The organism is Achromobacter dolens, from assembly GCF_902859745.1.
Taxonomy (GTDB): domain Bacteria; phylum Pseudomonadota; class Gammaproteobacteria; order Burkholderiales; family Burkholderiaceae_B; genus Achromobacter; species Achromobacter dolens.
Genome location: NZ_CADIJW010000002.1, coordinates 248,601 through 272,828, shown reverse-complemented (window position 1 = coordinate 272,828; position 24,228 = coordinate 248,601). Strand labels below are relative to the sequence as shown.

Annotated in this window: 16 protein-coding genes; 5 read left to right on the top strand and 11 right to left on the bottom strand. The window is 66.5% G+C overall.

Features of this window, described 5'->3' with window-relative positions:
* Nucleotides 1-119: 119 nt before the first annotated feature.
* From lspA to HV783_RS03475, 3 genes are read right to left on the bottom strand one after another with little or no spacing between them, the layout of a single operon-like run.
* On the bottom strand, nucleotides 120-644 hold the full coding sequence (gene lspA / locus HV783_RS03485) for a signal peptidase II (RefSeq protein WP_054502106.1): 525 nt from the start codon (nucleotides 642-644) through the stop codon (nucleotides 120-122).
* A 2-nt stretch (nucleotides 645-646) separates the two neighbouring features.
* Nucleotides 647-3,508 (bottom strand): isoleucine--tRNA ligase, encoded by a 2,862-nt coding sequence (gene ileS, locus HV783_RS03480; RefSeq protein WP_175188706.1) that lies wholly within the window; start codon nucleotides 3,506-3,508, stop codon nucleotides 647-649.
* Nucleotides 3,498-4,463: a bifunctional riboflavin kinase/FAD synthetase gene (locus HV783_RS03475; RefSeq protein WP_059271438.1), complete on the bottom strand. Its 966-nt coding sequence runs from the start codon at nucleotides 4,461-4,463 to the stop codon at nucleotides 3,498-3,500. The genes ileS and HV783_RS03475 overlap by 11 nt, the downstream gene beginning before the upstream one ends.
* A gap of 63 nt (nucleotides 4,464-4,526) precedes the next feature.
* On the opposite strand from HV783_RS03475, the gene purN reads away from it, so the two are divergent.
* Both purN and HV783_RS03465 read left to right on the top strand, forming a co-directional pair.
* The gene (gene purN / locus HV783_RS03470) at nucleotides 4,527-5,192 is read left to right on the top strand and encodes a phosphoribosylglycinamide formyltransferase (RefSeq protein ID WP_054502109.1); all 666 of its coding nucleotides are present in this window, start codon (nucleotides 4,527-4,529) and stop codon (nucleotides 5,190-5,192) included.
* A gap of 853 nt (nucleotides 5,193-6,045) precedes the next feature.
* Nucleotides 6,046-7,428, top strand: coding sequence for an RsmB/NOP family class I SAM-dependent RNA methyltransferase (locus HV783_RS03465; RefSeq protein WP_054502421.1), 1,383 nt, complete (start codon nucleotides 6,046-6,048; stop codon nucleotides 7,426-7,428).
* Nucleotides 7,429-7,451: 23 nt separating this feature from the next.
* Here HV783_RS03465 and HV783_RS03460 read toward each other — a convergent pair whose 3' ends face one another.
* Entirely contained in the window at nucleotides 7,452-7,739 is a 288-nt protein-coding gene (locus HV783_RS03460) for a hypothetical protein (RefSeq protein WP_231132998.1), read from the bottom strand.
* 434 nt (nucleotides 7,740-8,173) lie between these two features.
* Between HV783_RS03460 and HV783_RS03455 the strand changes: the two genes are divergently transcribed.
* Genes HV783_RS03455 through HV783_RS03445 form a run of 3 tightly spaced genes read left to right on the top strand, consistent with a single transcriptional unit; the run spans nucleotide 8,174 to nucleotide 11,978 of the window.
* Entirely contained in the window at nucleotides 8,174-9,382 is a 1,209-nt protein-coding gene (locus tag HV783_RS03455; protein ID WP_049073143.1) for a DesA family fatty acid desaturase, read from the top strand.
* Nucleotides 9,379-11,667 (top strand): UvrD-helicase domain-containing protein, encoded by a 2,289-nt coding sequence (locus HV783_RS03450; protein ID WP_175188705.1) that lies wholly within the window; start codon nucleotides 9,379-9,381, stop codon nucleotides 11,665-11,667. Before HV783_RS03455 ends, HV783_RS03450 begins: the two co-directional genes overlap by 4 nt.
* Before the next feature lie 5 nt (nucleotides 11,668-11,672).
* The gene (locus tag HV783_RS03445; RefSeq protein ID WP_006384334.1) at nucleotides 11,673-11,978 is read left to right on the top strand and encodes a chorismate mutase; all 306 of its coding nucleotides are present in this window, start codon (nucleotides 11,673-11,675) and stop codon (nucleotides 11,976-11,978) included.
* Between the two features lie 118 nt (nucleotides 11,979-12,096).
* On the opposite strand, the gene HV783_RS03440 is transcribed toward HV783_RS03445, so the two are convergent.
* The 7 genes from HV783_RS03440 to HV783_RS03410 all read right to left on the bottom strand — a co-directional run bounded on the left by HV783_RS03440 (nucleotide 12,097) and on the right by HV783_RS03410 (nucleotide 24,145).
* Complete coding sequence (locus tag HV783_RS03440; protein WP_175188704.1) at nucleotides 12,097-13,482, bottom strand: cytochrome-c peroxidase; 1,386 nt, start codon at nucleotides 13,480-13,482, stop codon at nucleotides 12,097-12,099.
* A gap of 185 nt (nucleotides 13,483-13,667) precedes the next feature.
* A complete protein-coding gene (locus HV783_RS03435) occupies nucleotides 13,668-14,330 on the bottom strand; it encodes a hypothetical protein (RefSeq protein WP_054502113.1) in 663 nt (220 codons plus the stop codon).
* Between the two features lie 128 nt (nucleotides 14,331-14,458).
* Nucleotides 14,459-17,008: a TonB-dependent receptor gene (locus tag HV783_RS03430; RefSeq protein ID WP_367646375.1), complete on the bottom strand. Its 2,550-nt coding sequence runs from the start codon at nucleotides 17,006-17,008 to the stop codon at nucleotides 14,459-14,461.
* A 173-nt stretch (nucleotides 17,009-17,181) separates the two neighbouring features.
* Nucleotides 17,182-19,818, bottom strand: a complete 2,637-nt coding sequence (locus tag HV783_RS03425) for a TonB-dependent receptor plug domain-containing protein (protein ID WP_175188702.1) — start codon at nucleotides 19,816-19,818, stop codon at nucleotides 17,182-17,184.
* 140 nt (nucleotides 19,819-19,958) lie between these two features.
* Complete coding sequence (locus HV783_RS03420) at nucleotides 19,959-22,589, bottom strand: TonB-dependent receptor plug domain-containing protein (protein ID WP_175188701.1); 2,631 nt, start codon at nucleotides 22,587-22,589, stop codon at nucleotides 19,959-19,961.
* Nucleotides 22,590-22,727: 138 nt separating this feature from the next.
* A complete protein-coding gene (locus HV783_RS03415) occupies nucleotides 22,728-23,660 on the bottom strand; it encodes a FecR family protein (protein ID WP_116791366.1) in 933 nt (310 codons plus the stop codon).
* Nucleotides 23,657-24,145: an RNA polymerase sigma factor gene (locus tag HV783_RS03410; RefSeq protein ID WP_064526411.1), complete on the bottom strand. Its 489-nt coding sequence runs from the start codon at nucleotides 24,143-24,145 to the stop codon at nucleotides 23,657-23,659. Before HV783_RS03410 ends, HV783_RS03415 begins: the two co-directional genes overlap by 4 nt.
* Between the last annotated feature and the right edge of the window lie 83 nt (nucleotides 24,146-24,228).

The following is a 24,228-nucleotide window of genomic DNA, read 5'->3' as shown; positions in this document are numbered from 1 at the left end:
AACGGACAGTGATTTTATTCCGCATTGCCGCATCGCGCCGTTCGCCATGCGTGCAGGGGGGCTCAAACAGGAAAAAACCCGGCCAGGGGCCGGGTTTCGAAGGGGGGCGGGGGAGGGCGTCAGGCGCGCGGCTTGCGGGCCCGCAGCAGCTCGTCCAGCACCAGCAGTACCGCGCCGCAGGTGATCCCCACGTCCGCCACATTGAAGGCGGGGTAGTACCAGTCGCGCCAATAGAACAGCAGGAAGTCCACCACGTGGCCATACACCACGCGGTCGATCACGTTGCCGATGGCGCCGCCCAGGATCATCGCCAGCGCCAGGCAGAAGCGCGGCTGGCCGCGGGTGCGGCGCAGGATCACGGTGATGACCACGGCGGCGACGAGGCCCAGCGCCGTGAACAGCCAGCGCTGCCAGCCTTCCTCGGATGCCAGGAAGCTGAATGCCGCGCCGCGGTTATACAGCAGCGTGAAGTCGAAGAACGGCAGCAGGTTCAGGCGCTCGCCATACTGGTATGAGGTGTTGAAGTACACCTTGGTCAGCTGGTCCAGCACGACGATGGCCAGCGCGATGCCCAGCCAGCGGCCCACCCTTGCGGGGGGCGCGCCGGCGGATGCCCCGGTGGCCGTGCCTTGAGGGCCGGCCATGCTCAGGCCTTGTCGCGGGCTTCGCCCGAGCCGAACAGGTTGGACACGCAGCGGCCGCAGATCTCGGGGTGATCCGGATCCTGGCCCACGTCCAGGCGCCAGTGCCAGCAGCGCTCGCACTTCTTGTGCTTGGACGGCGTGACCTCGATGCGCGTCTCGCCTTCGCCTGCGTGCACGGCGGCGCGCGAGACGATCAGCACGAAGCGCAGGTCGTCGCCCAGGCTGGCCAGCAATTGCTGGTCTTCGCCGCTGGCGTACAGGTCGACCTCGGCCTGCAGCGACGAACCGATGTCGCCGGCCGTGCGCACCTCTTCCAGCTTGCGCTGGACCTCGGCGCGGATGGCGCGCAGGCGCGTCCACTTGGCCGACAGGGCCTCGGCGTCCGCGAACGGCGGCAGCGCGTGGTAGACCTCGGTGAAGATGGTGACGCGGGCGGCGTCGGCCTGGTGCTTCAGGGCCGAGCCGACCAGTTCCTTCCAGGCCTCTTCGGCCGTGAAAGACAGGATCGGCGCCATCAGCTTGAGCAGCGTCTGGGTGATGTCCAGCAGCGCGGTCTGGGCCGAGCGGCGGGCCACGCTGTCCACCTTCGAGGTGTACAGGCGGTCTTTCAGGATATCCAGGTAGAACGCGCCCAGGTCTTCCGAGCAGAACGTCTGCAGGCGCGAAACCGCCGGGTGGAAGTCGTAGCGTTCGTAGTGGCCCTGCACCTCGGCCTGCATCTGCGCCGTCATGGCCAGTGCATAGCGGTCGATCTCGAACAGCTCGCCGTAGGGCACGGACTGCGACACGGCGTCGAAGTCGGCCAGGTTGGCCAGCAGGAAGCGCAGCGTGTTGCGGATGCGGCGGTAGCCTTCGACCACGCGCTTGAGGATCTCGTCAGAGATCGACAGCTCGCCCGAGTAGTCGGTGGAGGCGACCCACAGGCGCAGGATCTCGGCGCCCAGCGAATCGGACACCTTTTGCGGCGCGATCACGTTGCCGACCGACTTGCTCATCTTGCGGCCCTGGCCGTCCACCACGAAGCCGTGCGTCAGCAGGGCCTTGTAGGGCGGCTGGCCATACAGCATGCAGCCAGTCAGCAGCGACGAATGGAACCAGCCGCGGTGCTGGTCGGAGCCTTCCAGGTAGAGGTCGGCGGGCCAACCCAGTTCGGCGCCATGCGAGCCGGCGAAATCGCCGTCCTTGCCGCCCAGCACGGTGGCGTGGGTGCTGCCCGAGTCGAACCACACGTCCAGCGTGTCGCGGTTCTTTTCGTATTGATCGGCTTCGTCGCCCAGCAGCTCGCGCGGGTCCAGCGTTTGCCAGGCCTCGATGCCGCCTTGCTCGACGCGTTGCGCGACCTGTTCCAGCAATTCGGAGGTGCGCGGATGCAGCGCGCCGGTTTCCTTGTGCACGAAGAAGGCCATCGGCGTGCCCCACTGGCGCTGGCGCGACAGGGTCCAGTCCGGACGGTTGGCGATCATGGCGTGCAGGCGGGCGCGGCCCCAGGCCGGGTAGAAGGCGGTGGCGTCGATGCCGGCCAGCGCCGATTCGCGCAGGGTCGGGCCGCCGTCCTTGGGCTTGATGTCCATGCCGGCGAACCATTGGCTGGTGGCGCGGTAGATGATGGGCGTCTTGTGGCGCCAGCAGTGCATGTAGCTGTGCTTGTGCTTTTCGACGTGCATCAGCGCGCCGGCTTCCTTCAGGGCCTCGACGATCTTGGGGTTGGCGTCCCAGATCGACAGGCCGCCGAACAGCGCCAGGCTGTCGACGTACTTGCCGTCGCCCATGACCGGGCTGATGAAGTCGGTGTCCTTCATGCCGTGCTCCTTGCACGAGATGAAGTCCTCGATACCGTAGGCGGGGGCCGAGTGCACCACGCCAGTGCCGGAGTCAGCCGTGACGTACTCGCCCAGGTAGACCGGGGCCTTGCGGTCGTAGGCGGCTTCGAACTGCGCCAGAGGATGGCGGAACTCGATGCCCGACAGCGCCGCGCCCGGGGCGGTGGCGATGACTTCGCCTTCCAGGTTCCAACCCTTCAGGCAGGCCTCGACCCGGTCGCGCGCGATCAGCAGCAGCGGGCCGAACTTGGGGGCGGGCGACACGCGCACCAGCGCGTATTCGATTTCGGGATGCAGGTTCAGCGCCTGGTTGGACGGGATGGTCCAGGGCGTGGTGGTCCAGATGACGATGGCGCCGTCGTCGACCTTGTCCAGGCCGAAGGCCTTGGCCAGCTTGTCGTGCTCGGCGAACGGGAAGGCCACGTCCACCGCCGGGTCGACGCGGTCGGCGTATTCGACCTCGGCCTCGGCCAGCGCCGAGCCACAGTCGAAACACCAGTTCACGGGCTTGAGGCCGCGGAACACGTAGCCCTTGTCCAGGATGCGGCCCAGGGCGCGGATCTCGTCGGCTTCATTGCTGAAGTTCATCGTCATGTAGGGACGATCCCACTCGCCCAGCACGCCCAGGCGCTTGAAGTCCTTGCGCTGGCGGTCGATCTGCTCGAGCGCGTAGGCGCGGGCCTTGGACTGCACCTCGGCCACCGGCAGGTGCTTGCCGTATTTCTTCTCGATCTGGATCTCGATCGGCATGCCGTGGCAATCCCAGCCCGGCACGTAGTGCGCGTCGTAGCCGGCCATGTTGCGGCTCTTGACGATGATGTCCTTCAGGATCTTGTTGACCGCGTGGCCGATGTGGATGTCGCCGTTGGCGTAGGGCGGGCCGTCGTGCAGCACGAAGCGCGGACGGCCGCGGCTGGCGGCGCGGATCGCCTGGTAGACGTGGTTTTCCTCCCACTGCGCAATCCAGGCGGGCTCGCGTTTGGCGAGGTCGCCCCGCATGGGGAAGGGGGTATCGGGCAGGTTGAGGGTCTTTTTATAGTCCATGAACGGCAAAATAGGCGCGCGCGTTTCGCGCGTCTTCGGCGATGGCGGCAGTCAGGGAAGGGAGATCAGGAAATTTTTCTTCGTCCCGCAGCTTTTGCAGGAATTCGACACGCACGAGTTTACCGTATGCGTTGACGGTCTCGTCGAGCAGGTGCGCTTCCAGCAGCACGCGGCCGCGGTCCTCGACGGTCGGGCGCACGCCAAGGCTGGCCACTGCCGGCAGGGCGCGCTCGGCCAGGCCATACACCTGTACCACGTAGATGCCGGAGCGGGCCGCGCAGCGCTCGGCCACCCGCAGGTTCATGGTCGGATAGCCCAGGGTGCGACCCAGCTTCTGGCCGTGGATCACGTGACCGCTGATATGGAAGGGGTGGCCCAGCAGGTGGCGGGCCCGGTCCAGGTCGCCCACGGCCAGGGCGGTGCGCACTTCCGAGCTGGAAATGCGGTGGCCGTGGCGGTCGGTGACGTCGGCCAGGGTCTGTACCTCGAAGCCATGGCGCAGGCCGGCTTCGCGCAGCAGGTCGATGTCGCCGCTGCGCTTGTGGCCGAAGCGGAAGTCCTCGCCCACCAGCAGCCACTTGGTATCCATCCCCCGCACCAGCAGGTTCTCGATGAAGGCGTTGGCCGACATTTCGGCCAGGCGGGCGTTGAAGCGCTCGACCACGACCTGGGATACGCCATAGCGGGCCAGCGCCGCCAGCTTGTCGCGCAGCCCGGAAATGCGGGTGGGCGCCAGCTCGGGACGCTGGTTCAGCGTGGCGAAGTACTCGCGCGGGTGCGGCTCGAAGGTCATCACGGCGGGCGTCAGGCCGCGGTCGCGCGCGACCTGGCAGACGCGCGCCAGCATGGCCTGGTGTCCTCGGTGGACGCCGTCGAAATTGCCGATGGTCAGCGCGCTGGGAGCGCGCTGGGCGGGCGGCGGAAGGGATCGGTGGATGCGCAGCGGTGGTTTCACGAGCGAGAGTTTACAATTTTGGATTACGGGATTGTTCGTCATCCCCAATTTGGATCGCTCATCTTGCCGGAAACTTCTACACCACCGCGCCGCATCGTCATCCTGATCTCGGGACGAGGCAGCAACATGCAGGCGCTGGTCCAGGCCTGTCGCCAACAGGGCTGGCCCGCCACGATCGCCGCCGTGATCGCCAGTCGGCCGGACGCCGCCGGCCTGGAATGGGCCGCGGCCCAGGGCATCGCCACGGCGGCGCTGTACCACAAGGACTATGCCAGCCGCGAAGCGTTCGACGCCGCGCTGGCCACGGAAATCGACCTGCACGCGCCGGACTACGTCATCCTGGCCGGCTTCATGCGGGTGCTGACCCCCGGCTTCGTCAATCGCTATAGCGGCCGCCTGGTCAACATCCATCCGTCGCTGCTGCCGGCGTTCCCGGGGCTGCACACGCACGCCCAGGCGCTGGCCACCGGGGTGCGGGTGCATGGCTGCACCGTGCATTTCGTGACGCCGGTGCTGGACCATGGCCCCATCATTGCCCAGGGCTGCGTGCCGGTCCTGGCTGGCGACACGCCCGAAATGCTGGCCGAACGCGTGCTGGAAGTCGAGCACCAGGCTTTTCCGACCGCCGTGCGCTGGCTCGCCGAAGGCCGGGTTACCCTGACGAATGACCACCGGGTGGACGTGCAGGGAGATCCCGACCGCCTGTTCACCTGGTCCGCGGCGGCCTGAGCCGACGCCAGCCGCGCAGCCGGGCCGCCGACGGCCCTGAATCGCATTTATCGGGCGGCATGTGTCCGCCCCACTGGAATACACCATGAGCAAACCCCAATCCCCGCGTTCCCGCCCGGCAGCCGCCGGAGAGCGTGACGGCCGGTCCTTCTTCTCGCGCCCCAAGGGCGAGGCCCGCGTCGCCCAGGAACGCGCGCCGCGCCCCGAGCGCGCCGCCGGCGGCCGCGAAGGCCGTTCGGACGAGCGCCGCGACAGCCGTCCGACCCCACGTCCGTCCTATGACGCGCCACGCGGCGAAGGCCGCGGCGAACGCGGTTCCTTCGGCGGCGACCGGCGCGAAGGCTCGGGCCGCCCGACGCCGCGCCCTTCCTATGACGCGCCGCGTGGCGAGCGTGGCTCGTACGGCTCGGAGCGCCGTGAGGGCCAAGGCCATGGCGGTGAACGGGGTTCCTTCGGTTCGGACCGCCGCGAAGGCTACGGCCGTCCGGATTCGCGCCCGTCCTACGGCGCTTCGCGCGGCGAAGGCCGTGGCGGCGAGCGCGGCTCCTTCGGTTCGGACCGCCGCGAAGGCCAGGGTCGACCGGATTCGCGTCCCTCCCATGGCGCTTCGCGCGGCGAAGGCCGCGGCGGCGAGCGCGGCTCCTTCGGTTCGGATCGCCGTGAAGCCTTCGGTCGTCCGGATTCGCGCCCGTCCTACGACGCTCCGCGCGGCGAAGGCCGTGGCGGCGAGCGTGGTTTCCCCGGTTCCGACCGCCGCGAAGGCCAGGGCCGGCGTGACGCCGCCCCGCAAAAGCCGCAATTCAACCGGCCGCGCCTGTCGTATGCCGCCAGCCGTATCGACCAGGTGCAGCGCGTGCTGGGCGAGATCCTGCAATGGACCTACCCGGCAGACGCCGCCTTGTCGCACTGGCTGCGTGGCCATCCCGGCCTGGGCGCGCGCGACCGTTCGGAAGTGGCCGAAGCCGTCTACGACGTGCTGCGCCACCTGCGCCGCTACCGCCAGTTCGGCGAAAGCGGCGTCGGGCCGGCTTCGCGCCGCCTGGCCATCCTGGGCCTGGCCGCCACCCTCGGCACGGAAGCGCTGCGTGAAGGCCTGGACGCGGCCGAGGCGGAATGGCTGCAACGCGTGCTGCAGATCGACCTGGCGACGCTGCCGCGCGCCGTGCGCGGCAGCATCCCTGACTGGCTCGACGAGCGCCTGGGCGCCATGGAAAGCCCCGAAACCCTGATCGAGGCCCTCAACCGCCAGGCCAGCCTGGACCTGCGGGTCAACCCGCTCAAGGTCGAGCGTGACGCCATGCTGGCGGAACTGCAGCAGAGCGCCGGCCGCTACGAACCCGTGGCAATGCCGTACTCGCCCTGGGGCATCCGCATGGAAGGCCGTCCGGCCATCAATCGCTGGCCGCAGTTCGAGAACGGCAGTATCGAGGTGCAGGACGAAGGCAGCCAGTTGCTGGCCCTGCTGGTGGCGCCGCGCCGCGGCGAAATGATCATCGATTTCTGCGCCGGCGCCGGCGGCAAGACCCTGCTGCTGGGCGCGCTGATGCGCTCGACCGGCCGCCTCTACGCCTTTGACGTCTCGGCCGCCCGCCTGGCGCGAGCCAAGCCGCGCTTTGCACGCAGCGGCCTGTCGAACGTGGTGCCGGTGGCGATCGACAGCGAGAACGACGCCCGCGTCAAGCGCCTGGCCGGCAAGGCCCAGCGCGTGCTGGTCGACGCGCCCTGCAGCGGCATCGGCACCTTGCGCCGCAACCCCGACCTGAAGTGGCGCCAGCACCCCGAGTCGCTGGCTGAACTGGGGCAACTGCAGGAACGCATCCTCAATAGCGCCGCGCGCTGCGTGGCGCCCGGCGGCCGCCTGGTGTACGCCACCTGCAGCCTGCTGGCCGAGGAAAACGAAGTGCAGGCCGACCGCTTCCTGGCCAGCCATCCGGATTTCGAGCGGGTGGACGCGGCCGAGATCCTGGCTGCCCGTTGCGACAACCTGAAGCTGGAGGGGCCCTACGTCCAACTGCGTCCGGACCTGCATGGCACCGACGGCTTCTTCGCCGCCGTGTTCGAGCGCCGCAAGAAGGCTGTCACCGCAGCGGAAGGCGAAGCCGAGGCGCAGTCGGACGCCGAAGCGCCGCACGAAGAGGGTGTCGGCACTGCCGAGGCGCCCGTCGCCCAGGAGGCCCTGGAACCGGTGGCCGCGGAAGCGTCCAGCGAGGCGGATCAGGCCAGGCCGGCTTCCTGAGCGGCGGCTGGCCCCGCGCTGGCTCAGGGAGCCGGCGCGATGCCCAGCGTCGCGCTGTACCGGCGCGTTCCGATGGTCTTATTCTGGTATTTCACTTCCCAAGCCAGCGAATCCGACCCGGGTTGGTTGGCCTGGTAGACCAGTTGCGCCACCGGCACTGTCTTGTACGCGCAACGTCCCGAGTCGCCGGACTGGCCGCGCGTCTGGACGATGCTGGCGACCCCCAGGCGCGGTTGCAGCGTGATGGTGACGCGGGGCGCGCGCAGCGCCAGGCAGTCCGAGCCACGGATCTCGTAATAGGACGCCAGCACGGTAACGTCCCCAATTTTCAGCGACTGGGCATGCGTGGGCGCCGCGGCGGCCAGACCGGCCGCGGTCAGGAGGGCAATAAAATAGGGACAGATTTTTTCGCGGAACATCGTGAGGCGGAAGAGACGGTGATAGCGGACCGAAGTGTGCGCCAGACCCGTGGCGCCCGCAAGACAGCGCGTGCCAGCCTGACAGGAACTTTAATCGCGACGCGTAGCCAAAACGAAGTGTCCGACGTGGGCGCGTCCCGGCCCGGGATGCGTCGTCATCGTCGCCAAGGGTCGCGCCGACTCGGTCGCGCGCCTGGCGTAGTGTGGTCAAAAGCAGGGCTTAGTCCTTGATTTCCCTCAAAAACTATTTTGAAACTCCATTGTCATAACGCGGCAAAGGTAAGCTAAACTTCAGGCACTCTTCAAGCGAGGCTCATTACAGCTTTATGGATTACATCCTCTCCTTCATTGCCGGCGGTCTGACCCAAGCCACTTGGTGGCAGATCGTCGTTTTCACCCTGGTCATGACGCACATCACCATTGTGTCCGTCACCGTCTTCCTGCACCGCAGCCAGGCGCACCGGGGCCTGGACCTGCATCCGGCCGTCATGCACTTCTTCCGCTTCTGGCTCTGGATGACGACCGGCATGGTCACCAAGGAATGGGTTGCCATCCACCGCAAGCACCACGCCAAGTGCGAAAAGGAAGGCGATCCCCATTCGCCCATCCTGTTCGGCATCTGGAAGGTGCTGTTCCGCGGCGCCGAGCTCTACCGCGAAGAATCCAACAACAAGGAAACCATGGCCAAGTTCGGCCACGGCACGCCTGACGACTGGCTCGAACGCAACGTCTACAGCAAGCACAGCCTGTGGGGCGTGCTGACCATGCTCGCCATCGACATCGCCCTGTTCGGCGCGATCGGCGTCACGGTGTGGGCGGTGCAGATGGCCTGGATCCCCTTCTGGGCGGCTGGCGTCGTCAACGGCATCGGCCACTACTGGGGCTACCGCAACTACAACAGCCCGGACACCAGCACCAACGTGTTCCCCTGGGGCATCGTGATCGGCGGCGAAGAGCTGCACAACAACCACCACGCCCACGGCACGTCGGCCAAGTTTTCGGCCAAGTGGTACGAGTTCGACATTGGCTGGTGCTACATCAACATCCTGAAGTTCCTGGGCCTGGCCAAGATCAAGAAGGTCGCGCCCAAGCTCAAGCTGGATGATTCCAAGACCGGCATCGACCTGCGCACGCTGCAGGGCGTGATCACGCACCGCTACGAAGTCATGGCCCGCTACGCGGACGTGATCAAGAGCGCCGCCCGCGAGGAACTCGCCAAGCTGAAGGCCTCGCGCCAGGACGGCAACGCCGATTGCGGCTGGACCAAGCTGCACAAGGTGCGCCGCGCCATCCACCGCAACGAGGACATCCTCCAGCCGGAACAGCTCGAAGCCGTGGACAAGGCCATCGCCCAGAACAAGTCGCTGTCGACGCTGGTGCAGATGCGCCGCGAACTCGGCCGTATCTGGGAAAGCTCCAGCGCCAGCAGCGAACAGCTCCTCCATGACCTGCAGGCCTGGTGCCAGCGCGCCCAGCAAAGCGGCATCGCCGGGCTCGAGCAATTCGCTCAACGTCTGCGCCGCTACGCGGCATGATGCTAGAGAAGCTCAATCCTGAACAACGCGCCGCAGTAACGTTAGAACCGCAGCACGCCCTGGTCCTGGCCGGGGCGGGCAGCGGCAAGACCCGGGTGCTCACCACCCGCATGGCCTGGCTGATTCAAACCGGCCAGGCCTCGCCTTTTGGGCTGCTGGCCGTCACGTTCACCAACAAGGCCGCCCGCGAGATGCTGGCGCGCATGTCGGCCATCCTGCCGATCGATACGCGCGGCCTCTGGATCGGCACCTTCCACGGCCTGTGCAACCGCATGCTGCGCGCGCATCATCGCGACGCCGGCCTGCCGCAGACCTTCCAGATCCTCGACGTCACCGACCAGCTCGCCGCCATCAAGCGGCTGATGAAGGCCAATGGCGTCGACGACGAGAAATATCCGCCGCGCGACGTGCAGCGCTTCATCAACGGCGCCAAGGAAGAGGGCCTGCGCCCCGCCGACGTCGAAGCCTATGACGCGCACCGCCGTCGCCTGATCGAGATCTACCAGCTCTACGAAGCCCAGTGCCAGCGCGAAGGCGTGGTCGACTTCGCCGAGCTGCTGCTGCGCGCCTACGAACTGCTGTCGCGCAACGCGCCGGTGCGCGAGCACTACCAGCGCCGTTTCCGCCACATCCTGGTCGACGAGTTCCAGGACACCAACACGCTGCAGTACAAGTGGCTGCGGCTGCTGGCCGGCGGCGGCGCGGCGATCTTCGCCGTGGGCGACGACGACCAGTCGATCTACGCGTTCCGCGGCGCCAATGTCGGCAACATGTCCGACTTCGAGCGCGACTACGCCCGCGGCACCGTCATCCGCCTGGAGCAGAATTACCGCTCGTACGGCCACATCCTGGATTCGGCCAACGCGCTCATCGGCCACAACAGCGGCCGCCTGGGCAAGAACCTCTGGACCGACCAGGGTGAAGGCGAACCGGTGCGCGTCATCGAACAGCCCTCGGACGGCATGGAAGCGCAATGGATCGTCGACGAGATCCGTTCGCTGATCCACGAAGGCAGCCTGCGCCGCGAGATCGCCGTGCTCTACCGCAGCAACGCGCAGTCGCGCGTGATCGAACACGCCATCTTCTCGGCCGGCATTCCCTACAAGGTCTACGGCGGCCTGCGCTTCTTCGAGCGCCAGGAAATCAAGCACGCGCTCGCCTACCTGCGCCTGATGGCCAACCCGCACGACGACACGTCGTGGATGCGGGTGGTGAATTTCCCCACGCGCGGAATCGGCGCGCGCACGCTGGAACAACTGGCCGACGCGGCGCGCGCGCATGATTCCAGCCTGTACTCGGCGGTGGCGCTGGTGGCCGGCAAGGGCGGCTCCAACCTGGCCCAGTTCGCCCAGTTGATCCATCGTCTCACAGAGGAAACGCGCGACCTGCCGCTGCCAGAAATGGTCGAGCACATGCTCGAGGCCAGCGGCCTGAACGCGCACTACAAGGCCGAGCGCGAAGGCGCCGAGCGCCTCGAAAACCTGAACGAACTGATCACCGCCGCGGCGGTGTTCGCGTCCGAGGAAAACTACGACGGCATGCCCGCCGGCGTGGTGCCCGACCAGGACACCTCCAGCACGCTGATGCCCGGCGTGGTCGATGCGGCGCCGGTGGTGTCCGACGGCCTGACGCCGCTGGCGGCCTTCCTGTCGCATGCCGCGCTCGAAGCCGGCGACAACCAGGCGCAACAGGGCCAGGACGCCGTGCAGCTCATGACCGTGCACGCGGCCAAGGGCCTGGAGTTCGACGCCGTCTTCATCACCGGCCTGGAGGAAGGCCTGTTCCCGCACGAGAACAGCATCCTGGAACAGTCCGGCCTGGAAGAAGAGCGCCGCCTCATGTACGTGGCGATCACCCGCGCGCGCCAGCGCTTGTACATCAGCCTGGCGCAAAGCCGCATGCTGCATGGCCAGACGCGCTACGCCATGCGGTCGCGCTTTCTCGACGAAATCCCCGAGCAGCACCTGAAGTGGCTGTCGCCCAAGGCCGGCCTGACGCCGTCGCTGAGCGCCGGCGGCTGGAACGGCAACCGCGGCGACGCCTTCGGCCGCAAGCCCACCAACACCATTGCGCCGCGTCAACCGCGCGGCACGGCCTCCGGCGTCACGGTGGGCGACAAGCAGTATCGTGTGGGACAGGGCGTGCACCACGCGCGCTTCGGCGACGGCACCATCGTCAGCCTGAGCGGCGCGGGGCAGGACGCGCAGGCGGAAATCCATTTCCGCGATGTCGGTTCCAAGACGCTGGCTCTCGGCATCGCCAAGCTGGATATCGTTCAAGGTTGATAGACATGGCCAATCAAGACTCCCCGAAAGCCGAACTGGCATCGCTGCGCGCCGAAGTCGACGAGATCGACCAGCAGATCATCCTGCTGCTGGGCGTGCGTTTTCGCTGCACGGACATGATCGGCGAGCTCAAGCAAGCCAACGACATGGACCTGGTGGACCCGGTGCGCGAAGACCAGCAGGTCCAGCGCATCCGGCGCCTGGCCGAAGAGGCCGGCGTGCCCCCGGCCCTGGCCGAAACCATCCTGCGCGAAGTGATCGACACGGTGGTCGATCACCACACCCGGTTGCGCGAGCGTCCCTACTCGTGATGCGTGGGGGTGGCCGGCGGCCTGCTTGGCCGCCGTCACCATGCGCAACGGCAGTTCCATGGCCGCGGCTCCAGCCGCGGCCATTCTTTTTTCCGCGGCGCGGGGTCGGCGGCGTCCGCTACAACGTTTTCAGGAACGCCAGCAGGGCGTCGATCTCGGCCGGGCTCAGGTCGAGCGGCTTGATGTGTTCCGACTTGCGCGGCGCATACGGGTCCGGGGGATCGGCCGGCGGCGTCTCTCGGCCGATGCCGGCGTTGTACATCCGCAGCAGCCCCCGCAGATCCGGGAACAGGCCGTTGTGCATCCACGGGCCGGCCTGCGCCACGTTGCGCAGGCTCGGCGTGCGGAACTTGCCCAGGTCGGCGGGGTCGCGCGTGGCTTCATAGCGCCCCAGGTCCTGGTTGCGGCGGCCGTAGAACGACAGGCCGATGTTGTGGAACTGATGGTCGGTGAGCAAGGGGCCATTGTGGCAGTTCATGCAGCGCGCCTGCGTGCGGAACAGGTGCAGGCCCAGTAGCTCGGTGTCGTCCAGCGCATCAACGCGGCCAGCGAGGAAGTCGTCGAAGCGGGTCTTCCCCGGGCGCAGCGAGGCCACGTAGGCGGCCAGTGCGCGCGCCAGGCGATCGGCGTCGATGGCGGATGCCGTGGTCGATGCCCCAGGCGCTTGAGCTGTCGGTATCATTGCCGCCGATGCCGATGCCGATGCCGATGCCGATGCCGATGCCGATGCCGTTGAGCCAGCCGCTGATGAAGCCGGCGCAACTGTTGATGAAGCCGATGCAGTCGCTGGAGAAGACGCCGCCGTCGCGCCGCCGAACGCGTCCAGGAAGCGCGCGGGATACATGTCGGTCTCCCGCAGCCGCGCCACTGCCCCGGCGGCGTCATGGTTCATTTCCCGCGGGTCGTGCAGCGGCCCCATCACCTGCTCCTTGAGGCTGGACGCGCGCCCGTCCCAGAACAGCCGGGGCGCGAACGGCGCGGCATACAGCGGCGTGGAGCGACGCCGGCCCATCAGCTTGTCCTCGCCCACCGCGAGCGGCAGACCGTCCGTGAAGGCGCGCTGCGGTTGGTGGCAGGAGGCACAGGAGATTTGGCCCTTGCGCGACAGGCGGGTATCGAAGAACAGCATCTGACCCAGCGCCACGATTGCCGGCCGCGCCACGTCGGCGGCCAGTTCGGCCTGGCCGGAATTCGCGGCGGTCCATTGCAGCGGCGGGTCGGCGACGGGCGGGACCGGCGCCCATTCATGCCATTGCACGCCGACGTCGATGGTGGGCGCGGGCCAACCGGCCGGGGGTCCGGAATAGCGCGCGCGCAGGCAGGCGATGTTCCAGCCCGCCGGGTCGTGGCAAGCGGCGGCGCTGGGCGCGATGCCGGATGGCGTGGCGGCGCGCTGCTGGCCAGAAGCGGTGGACGGGGTGGCGAGCACGAGGGCCAGCGGAATGGCATGCAGGAAGGCGGCCAGGGCGTTCTGCCGGAGCCGGGATTTGCCACGCAGGGGCATCGATACGTTCCGTGTCGCGTTGGTGTCAGGCGTAGGACGCTGCGACGATTGCAATACCTCAGCACGCAATCGATGAATAATTTATATGGATATCGATTTTTTGATTGGCGCATGAGGGCCGATGACCCGTGCCAGGCGCCTTTTGATTGGCGCCGCGTCGTGGCTGGCTTTGCCTTGCCGGTCCCTCATTCGCCAAGAAGGCGGAATGCCCCGGCGGGATCCCGCTCGACGATGCCGCGCCGTTCCGCTCGCGACAGCAGGGGTTCCAGGATGTAGTCGATATACGCCACGCCGTTCGGGCCGATCTTGATGCATCCCGCGCTGTCACCCGCCACCGGATAGCCGGTGTAAGCCTCGGCGTCGAGCACGAGCGCGCCGGGGCGGGGGGCGGGATGGGTGGCGGTCAGCAACCGGGTATCGTCGGTGACATGCTTGCGATAGAGATCGCGCGCGGTGTCCTTGAACAAGACCGGTCCGCCCCGCCCGCCGTGGTGCATGACGAAGACGAATTCCCCCAGCGGCATGTCGTCGGGGATATGGCGATTGGTGGCGGGACTGTGGTACCAGGCCGCGTAGGTCGCCAGGTCGGTGTAGAAAGCGGCGATCTGGCTGCCCGGGGCGTCCTTTTCGCCCACGGCTTGATGATGCGCGTACCAGGCCTCGTCCGTGTACTGGAACAGGCCCGATGCGCTTGAGCTGGCGTCGGGGCACCGCGGCGAGGCGCCGAACGCCGATTCGATGTAGGCAATGTCCGCCGCGATCTGGATGGTCGGGGGGCTGAAGCCGCGCTGCCGGCCGTGTTCCGCGATGGCGGCTTTGATTTCGGTCTGGGATCGGCTCAATGCCATGCAAATAGCTCCTGCGTGACGGCGCGACTGGCGTCCCGATGGAGAACCCGCGCCGTGGCCGGGATGGCCACGGCGCATGTTAGGGACGAAGGCCGCGGCGCTCCATGCCGCATCGTCTGATTTGTCGGTCAGAAGCGATAGCCGACCTGCAACCAGAGCTCGCGTCCGGATTGATAGGTGGTGTTGTCGGCCGCCAGGTTGGGATTGCTTGCGACAATCGCGGGCATGCGGTTGAGCAGGTTCAGGATTTCCACCGTCAGTTCCAGGCGCGGCAGGAAGGTGGGCTGCCAGGTGAGCTGCGTGTCCCAGGTCCAGTAGGAGGGCAGGTCGCCCGACTTGTAGCTATCCAGCCGGTATGGTGCGGGACCCTTGCCGATATACATGACGCCGTCGCGCTTGCTGCGCCAGTTCAGCATGTTGCTCCAGGCCAGCCCGGCTTTGGGGCAGGCGCCGGTGAGCGCGAGCGTGGCGACCTGGGGCTGGTGGAAACTCCTGGGCGGCAGGTCGATGACTCGGATCTCCGAGCCGTTGTAAATCACACGCTCTTCAGGGCCGCGCGCGTCGCCGCCATACCCCGTGACCAGATCTGCGTTGGTCTTGCGTTTCTGCCAACTCCAGGATGCCTGCATGGTCCAGCGCGTGGGGCCGGCATGCCAGGGTGCCAGCGTGCGCAACGTCAGGCTGACGGCGTCAGTGGTGGAGCCGCCGCCGTTGCGGTATTTGAAGCCCGTACTGATCTTGCCGGCTTTGATCCATTGCTGCCGGCCGATGCGGCGGACATAGCTCAGCAGGCCTTCCAGTCCTGCCATGCGCTGGCGCAGCGACAGGGCCCACTCGTCGTCATGCGGCATGCGCAGGCCGCTGTAGTCGACGGAGAAATCCTGCTCTTCGGCGGGTACCGGCTCGCCCTTGATGTTCGTCACGCGTTTCAACAGCCGCAGGCGTCCGGCCTCGAGCGCGGTTTCCAGGACCGGACCGCCGTAGTAGCGCGACCAGCCGCCGCTCAGCAAGGTGTCGCCCGAACCGAACACGTCCCAATCCAGGCGCGTGCGCGGCGCCACGTTGTTGCTGCGGAACAGGCTCTCGCGGTCATAACGCAGCCCTGCATTCAGCGCCAGGCGCCGCCACTCGATGCGGTCGGAAAAGTACAGCGCGGCCGTGCGCGAACGAGCGCGCACGGTGCCCGGCTGCCACAGCGACAAGTTGGTATCGGCATAGGCGTCGACGCTGCGGTAGGTGCGCGTGTAGGCGGTCGACAGTTGCGGGCGCTTGAAGGCGGCGTCGACCTGTTGCACGTCGATCCCCGCGTAGATGTTGTGCGTGAATGTACGGGTGCTCAGCGGATCGAGATCGATACGGCTCTTGAGCACCAAAGTGTCCTGCTGCTTCTGCTCGCGGCCGAAACCGCCCTTGAAGTACGACGGCAACCCATAGGGGCGCGTCGTAACCCATTCGCGGCTCATCGAGCGGCGGTTGCTCATGGCGTGGTCCCAGCCGGCTTGCAGCGTCAGGCGCCCCCCGCCGAGGCGGTGTTCCAGGTTGCCGCTGACGCCATATGCGCCATGATTATTGGCCCAATGCGTGTCGCGGAACAGGTTGCTGGCCAGCGTTTCTCCGCGGTCACTGTATTTGAGCGTCAGGTCGGCCACCGTGTCGGCGCTGGCACGCACGCTGAACTTACCCAGGAAATTATCGACGCGATCGCCATAGGTGTTGGGCGTGCGCAGGGGCTTGTCCTTGTCGTCCACGCGCATGATCCAGCGTTCGATCCTGGACTGCCGGCGCGACATCGCCAGCACCAGGCCTGCCCTGTCGTTGACGGCGATATCGGCCACGGCCGAATAGAAGCGCTTTTTCCATCGCGGCGTGAAGCCGGGTTCTCCCTCGGCCCACTTGCTCTCCTGGCCGGGCGAGACGCGCTGCTGGGTCATGTTGGATGTATTCCAGCGGTAATCTAACTTCAGGTGGCTCTCGCCGGAAAAGCGTCGCAGCCGCGCATCGACGACGCCGCCGTTGAAACGTCCGTACTCGACCGGGATGAAACTGTCGCGCACCTGCACGGTTTGCAGCAGGAGGGTGTCGATGAAGTACGACTGCGGATTGCTGGGCACGTTGCCCCCCGCCTGGGCCAGCCGCTTGTTGGCCGGGTCGACGCGATTGGTGGCGTCGATACCATCGATCTGGAACAGGTTCTGGTAGGGGCTGGCGCCGTAGAACGAAATGTCCTCGACATCAAGCGAGCCGCGATTTTGAGAGCCCGCCGCGCCTGGGTTGGTACGCACCGCGGGGTGATTCGCCACCAGCGTGCTGAGGTCGCGGTTGGACGATGGCGTGGCGGCGATCTCTTGCTGGTCGTAGAAACGCTCGCCGACTTGATCGCCATAGACGCGAACGGGCTCCAGCCGCGAAGTGCTGGCTGGGGCCGACTTGTCGACATAGATGATGTAGCGGTTCGCGCCGTCCGCGCGCAGCGCCAGGCCCGAGCCTTCCAGCATCCGGTCGAGCGCCAGCCGGGCTGGAAACCGGCCCCGCACGACCGGCGACATCTTGTTCGCCACCGCCTCGGGCGGGAACGAGATTTCGAGCCCGGATTGGCGTCCCAGTTCGACCAGCGCGTCGCCCAGCGGCAGGGAGGGGATGCAGAGGCGGATGGTGTCGGTAAGCGGTTGGGCCGTCACGGGAGCGGCGAGGGCCAGCAAGGCGCAGAAAAGAAGCGCGGATGTGCGTGTGGGGGGAAAATGGCGTGGCATGAGGCGTCCCGGGTTCCGTGGATGTCGGCAGTGGGACGCCGCAAGCCAGCCAGGACCTCAGCGGCGTAGCAACGATCGGTCGGTCATATTGTCCGATTTCGTCAGAAGCGATAGCCGACCTGCAACCAGAGCTCGCGTCCGGATTGATAGGTGCGATGGTCCGCCGTGAGTTTGGGTCTATTGCCCGTGACCGCAGGCATGCGATTGAGCAGGTTCAGAACTTCGATGGTCATTTCCAGGTTGCGTGCGAACGTGGGCTGCCATTTCAACCTGGTGTCCCAGGTCCAGTAGGATGGCAACTTCTCCGATGTGTAGCTGTTGAGAAATTCCGGAGCCGGACCTTTGCCTGTATAGAAAATCGCGTCGCGCGCACTGCGCCAGTTGAATTGGTTGCTCCAAGTGAGGCCCGCGCCCGGGTAGGCTCCGGTCAGGGTCAAGGTGGCGACTTGCGGTTGGAAGAACGAATTGGTTGGCAGGTCGAAGGCGCGAATCCGCGCGTCGTTATATAGCACCTGTTCATCAGGATCCCCCGCGTGGTCGTTATAGCCCTTGGCCAACTCGGTGTTGGCGCGGCGCCGCTGCCAGCCCCAGGTGGCGCGCATGGTCCAGCGGGTCCTTCCCAGGGCAATCGGATGAAGCGTACGCACGGTCATGTTGATGCCGTCGGTCGTGGAATGACCATCACTGTTGTATCGGGAGGTGTTGGCGTTGACGTTGACGTTTGTCCACTGGTCCCGCCCGTTGCGATGTACATAGTTCAGCGCGCCCTCCAGACCCGCCACTCGTTGGCGCAGCGATATCGCCCATTCGTCGTCATACGGCGTGCGTAACCCCTTGTATTCCACCGTATACGGCTTGCGGCCATCCGCGATCGGGTTTCCATTCTTGTCCGTCTCGTGCAGTTTCAGGCGCGCGCGCTCCGCCTCCATGGCGATGCCCAGTATCTGTGCGCCGTAGTAGCGCGACCATCCCATGCTCAGCACGGTGTCGTCCGTTCCGAACATGTCCCAATCCAGGCGCGTGCGGGGCGCCAGATTGTCGTTGCCAAGAAAGCTGTCGCGGTCGTAGCGCAGCCCGGCATCCAGGGCCAGTCGTTGCCATTCGATGCGGTCCGACAGATACAGGCTGGCAGTGTGATGCTTTACCGCGGCCGTCCCGGGAAGGTAGTGGGTTCTATTGCTGTCTTGGACAGTGCCATCGGCGAACTGGCTGCGGCGGTACGCATAGGCATCCTGAAATCGCTTGAATCGAGCGTGGGTCTGCCGCAGCTCTGAACCCGCGTAGACGGTGTGGGCAAACATGCCGGTGCGTAGCGGATCCAGGTCAACGCGGCCCTTGAGAACGCCGGTGTCCTGCAACGTCTGCTCCTTGCCAAAGCCCACCACCGCGTACTGGACCTTTTTGATCGGCGGAGTGAAATAGGAAACAAACTCTTCACGAACCGATTGCCGGTGGCTGGTGGCGCGATCCCAGCCCGCTTGCAGAGAAAAGCGTCCGCCCTGGAATCGATGTTCCAGATTGCCGTCGACGCCCCGTCCGCTGTGATAATTGTCCCAGGTGGTGTCGCGGAAATAGGCGTCGGCCAGGGCCTGGCGATACTCGCTGTATTTCAGCGTCAGGTCGGCGACGGTGTCCGGGGCGGGACGCACACTGAATTTGCCCAGAAGGTTATCGATCTGGCTGCGGTAGGTTCCCTCGCGCAACTCCGGTTGACCCTTGTCGTCAACGCCCATGGCTGCCCGCGTGATGTCGGATTGGCGACGAGACAATGCCAATACCATGCCGGCCTTTTCGCTGAATGCGACATCGCCCAGCGCCGAATAGAAGTTCTTCTTCCACTTGGGTGAGTAGTCGAAGTGGCCCTGTGACCACTTTTGTTCATCGCCATGCGCCGTGCGCTGTCGGGTCATGTTGGAGCTGTTCCAACGGTAGTCCAGCTTCAGATGGTTCTGCCCGGAGAACCGGCGCAATTTTGCATCCACCACGCCGCCAGTGAAGTGACCGTATTCCACAGGCACGAAGCTGTCATGCACTTGCACCGATTCCAGCAGACTGGTGTCGACGAAGTAGGACTGCGAATTGCTGGGCACGTTGTTGACGACCAGGTTCGGATTCTTGCTAGCCGGGTCTACGCGGTTGGTGGCGTCCATGCCATCGATCTGGAACAGATTCTGGTAGGGGCTGGCGCCATGGAATGAAATCTCCTCGACGTCCAGCGATCCCCGATTCTTCGAACCCGCCGCGCCGGGGTCGGTGCGGACTGCCGGATGCGTCGCCACCAACGTGCTCAGGTCCCGGTTGGACGACGGCGTTTCCGCGATCTCCTCGCGGCTATAGAGGCGCCCGCCAATCTGCTCGCCGTAGACGCGTACCGGCTCAAGCCGCGATGCCGAGAACGGATTGGCCTTGTCCTCGAAGACGATATAGCGTCCCGGCCCGTCGGCGCGCAGCGCCAGGCCGGAGCCTGCCAGCAACTGGTTCAGCGCCGCCAGCGCCGACGTTTCTCCCCGCAGGGCGGACGAGGCCTTATTGGCCACGGCGGCCGGCGGGAACGAGATCTGCAGGCCGGACAGGCGACCCAGTTCCAGCAAGGCGTCGCCCAGCGGTTGCGCTGGAATGTCATAGTCGAAGGTGCGGTTGGGCGACTGGGCCAGGGCGGGGGCGGCCATGGCCAGCGTGGCGCAGAAGATCGCGGCCGACGCGTTGGCGCGGAAACGGCCGTTGAATGAGAGAGGCATGCGAGCGTCCTATGGCTGATTGGAAACCAGCCATAGGACGCGGCGGTCGACGGGGAACCTCAGCGTCAAACCGGCCGGTAAGCCATGTGACGCGTCGAAGTCAGACCGGATGAATGCTTGCGCCCCGTGTCAGGCCCGCTTCAGAACCGATATCCCACCTGCAGCCACAGTTCGCGTCCCGACTGGAACGTGCTGCGGTTGGCCTTCAGGTTGGGATTGCTGGCCGTGACCGCCGGCATGCGGTTCAGCAGGTTCAGCACTTCGACCGTGAATTCCAGGTTGCGCGCGAAGGTCGGCTGCCACGCCAGCTTGGTGTCCCAGGTCCAGTACGATGGCAGCTCGCCGGATTCGTAGCGGTCGAGGTATTGCGGGCGCGGGCCGACGCCAACGTAGATGGTGGCGTCGCGCTTGCTGCGCCAGTTCAGCTTGTTGCTCCAGGTCAGGCCGGCGCGCGGGTAGGCGCCGATCAGCGTGAGCGTAGCGACCTGGGGCTGGTAGAAGGTGCTGGGCGGCAGGTCGATGGCGCGGATCTCCGAGCCGTTGTAGATCACCCGGTCATCCGGATCGCGGGCATCGGCGGTATAGCCCGTGACCAGGTCGCCGTTGGTCTTGCGCTTCTGCCAGCTCCACGATGCCTGCATGTTCCAGCGCGTCGGCCCCAGGCGCCAGGGCTCCAGCGTGCGCAGCGTCAGGCTGACGCCGTCGGTGGTGGAGAAGCCGTCGTTGTTGTAGGTGTAGCCGGTGGCCTGCGTGCCGCTCTTGGTCCATTGGTCGCGGCCGTTGCGATGCACGTAGCTCAGCAAGCCCTCGATGCCTGCCATGCGCTGGCGCAGCGACACCGCCCATTCATCGTCATACGGCATGCGCAGGCCGCGGTAATCCACAAAGTACTCCTTGCCGCCATCGGCCACGGGCCTGCCCTTGCTGTCGAGCACCTGGCGGCGCAGGCGGCTGCGCTCGGCCTCCAGCGCCGTCTCCAGCACCTCGCCGCCGTAGTAACGCGACCAGCCCGCGCTCAGCAGCGTGTCGCCCGATCCCAGCACGTCCCATTCCAGGCGGGTACGCGGCGACACGTTGGCGTTGCCCAGGAAGGTCTCGCGGTCGTAGCGCAACCCGGCGTCCAGCGCCAGCCGTTGCCACTCGATGCGGTCGGACAGGTACACGCTGGCCATGTTGTATTTCACGTTGACCGTGCCGGGCAGGTAGTGGACCTTGCTGAAGTCCTGGTAGGTGCCCTTGTTGTTGTAGGCGCGGCGGAACGAATACGAATCCTGGAAGCGCTTGAAGCCGGCGTCGACCTGTTGCAGATCGGCGCCCGCGTACAGGCTGTGGGTGAAGATGCCGGTGCGCACCGGATCCAGGTCGACGCGGCCCTTGAGGGTCCAGGTGTCCTGCCGCGTCTGCTCCTTGCCGAAGCCGCCCGCGGTGTATTGCGGCAGTCGGTAGGGTTGATAGGTCACCAGTTCATCGCCGACCGACTGGCGATCGCTGGTGGCGTGGTCCCAGCCGGCCTGCAGCGAGACGCGGCCGCCCTGGAACAGGTGGTCCAGGTTGCCGCTCAGGCCGTAGGCGCCGTGGTTGTTGTCCCAGTGCGTGTCGCGGAACAGGTAGCTCGACAAGGTCTCGCTGCGGTCGCTGTATTTGAGCGTCAGGTCAGCGGTGGTGTCGGCGCTGGCGCGCACGCTGAACTTGCCCAGGAAGTTGTCGACGCGGTCGCGGTAGGTGTCCTGGCCTTGCTGCGGCTGGCCCTTGTCGTCCACGCCCATGTTCCAGCGTGTGATGTCGGATTCCCGGCGCGACATGGCCAGCACCACGCCGGATTTGTCGTTGAAGGCGAAATCGCCCACGGCCGAGTAGAAGCGCTTCTTCCATTCAGGGGAATAGCCCGGCTGGCCCTGTGCCCAGCTGTTCTCCTCGCCCTCGGACACCTGCTGCCGCGTCATCTTCGAGGTGTTCCAGCGGTAGTCGAATGTAAAGTGGTTCTCGCCGGAAAAGCGGCGCAGCCGCGCATCCACCACGCCACCGGTGAAGCGGCCGTATTCGACCGGCACGAAGGTGTCGTACACCCGCACGGCTTCCAGCAGGCTGGTGTCGACGAAGTACGACTGCGGATTGCTGGGCACGTTGCCGACCTGCAGGTTGAGGTTCTTGCTGGCCGGGTCGACGCGGTTGGTGGCGTCGATGCCGTCGATCTGGAACAGGTTCTGGTAGGGGCTGGCGCCGTGAAAGGAGATGTCCTCGACGTTGAGCGAGCCGCGGTTCTGTGAGCCGGCCGCGCCCGGATTCGTGCGCACCGCCGGGTGGTTTGCCACCAGCGTGCTCAGGTCGCGGTTGGAGGAAGGCGTTTCGGCGATCTCCTGCTGGCCATAGGTGCGTTCGCCGGCCTGTTCGCCGTAGACACGCACCGGCTCCAGCCGCGAGGTGGAGAAGGGATGTGCCTTGTCGACGAAGACGATATAGCGGCCCGGACCTTCGGCGCGCAGCGCCAGTCCGGAACCGGCCAGCAGGCGGTCCAGCGCGAGCAGGGCGGAATACTCGCCTTGCAGCGCGGGCGACATCTTGCCGGCCACGGCGGCTGGCGGGAACGAGATCTCCAAGCCCGATTGGCGGCCGAGCGCGAGCAGGGCGTCGCCCAGCGGCTGCGACGGGAGGTCATACGCGATGGTGCGCGCGGGCGGCTGGGCGATGACGGGCGCGGCAATGGCCAGCATGACGCAAAGGAGGGCGGCCGAGGCGCCGGGCCGGCGTTTGCGGTCAAGAGGGAAAGGCATGAAAACGTCCTACGCTGCTGTTGATGTCAGCCGTAGGACGCGGCGTAGGACGCAACCCCTCATTGCAGAATTGATGAATAATTTATATTGATTCTTATTTAACGATTGGCATTGATCGAAACGGGCAGGGGGGCGTGATCAGCGCAGGATCAACAGGCCCGGCAGGTCGGTGATGCGCACCTTGGTCTGCGCCAGCAGCAGGTCGAGCGCCCGCTTGGGGTCGGCGACGCCGGCCGTGCCCGACACTCGGGTGTCGCGCGCCAGCTCGCCCAGCACCAGGATGTGCTTGCCCGTGTAGCGCGCCAACTGCGCGGCCGCCTCGGGCAATGCGGTGTTGTTGAAGGCCAGCATTCCCTGGCTCCAGGCGGGCGCGGTTTCATGCGGCGCCGCATCCTGGACCATGCCTTCAGCCGAAACCGCGATGCGTTGCCCGGCGTCCAGCGTTTGCGGTTGCCGGTCCGCACAGGCCAGGCATTGCACCGCCACCTGGTGCGTGTAGACGGTGACGCGCGTCGCGTCGCGGTCGCGCGCGACCGCGTAGCGGGTGCCCAGGGCCGTGGCGCTGGCGTCCGCCGTCACCACGCTGAAGGCCGGGCCTGCGGTGCCGCGCGGCGCGGCCTCGAACAGCGCCTGGCCGGCCAGCAGGCGCACCTCGCGCCTGTCGGGGCCGAAGTCCACGGCGATCGCCGAATGCGCGTCCAGGATGGCGCGCGAGCCATCGGGCAGGGCGACGCGCAGCGGCTGCGTGTCGCTTGCGTAGTCGGCGCCAGGCTGGAAGTCGCGCAGCGCGTACGCGGTCGTGCCGGTGGCGGCGACGAGTGCCAGCGCCAGCGCCGTATGGCGCTTGCGCGGCGGGCGGGCAGCCAATTTTCCGCGGTCGATCTCGCCCATGCGGCGCCACACCCGCGCCAGCCTGTCGTAGGCGGCGGCATGGCGGGGATCGGCGTGGTACCAGGCGTCGAACTCGGCCTGCGCCTGTGCATCGAGCGGCTGGCCGCTGTGGCGGATCACCCAGCGCGAGGCCTGCTCGTCCGCGGTGGCGGAATTGCCCGGGGTGCTGGCCTTGCTCATGCCGACAGCGCCTGGTCGCAGGCCAGCAGGATGCGCATCATGTGTTTCTCGACCGCGCTCACCGAAATCGCGAAACGCTCGGCGATGGCGCGGTAGGTCAGTCCTTCGTGGCGATGCAGGACAAAGACGTCGAGGCTGCGGCGCGGCTGGCGCAGCAGGGCGGTTTCGAGCCGCCGCAGAAGTTGGTTGGCCGAAGCCACTTCCAGCGTGTCGGCCTCGAAGGCGGGCGGCTGCGTGGCGGCATAGTCGGCCACCACGTTCAGTTCGCGGCCCCGGCGGCGGTGCCAGTCGGTGGCGATGTTGGCCGCCACGCGGAAGACATAGGCGCGGTGGTTGTCCGGCAGGGTCTTGTCCTGGAACTCGGCCAGCTTGATCCAGGTGTCCTGGGCGCAGTCCTGGGCCACGTCGCGCGAGCCAGTGCGCATGGCCAGAAAGCCCAGCACTTCGCGGTAGTGCCGCAGAAATACATCGGTAAGCGAAGACATGTCGCTGACGCCTCGCGCCAGATAGAGTCAGATTCGCGTCGAATTATAAATGATAATTATTATTGTTATTGGATGTTGCGCCC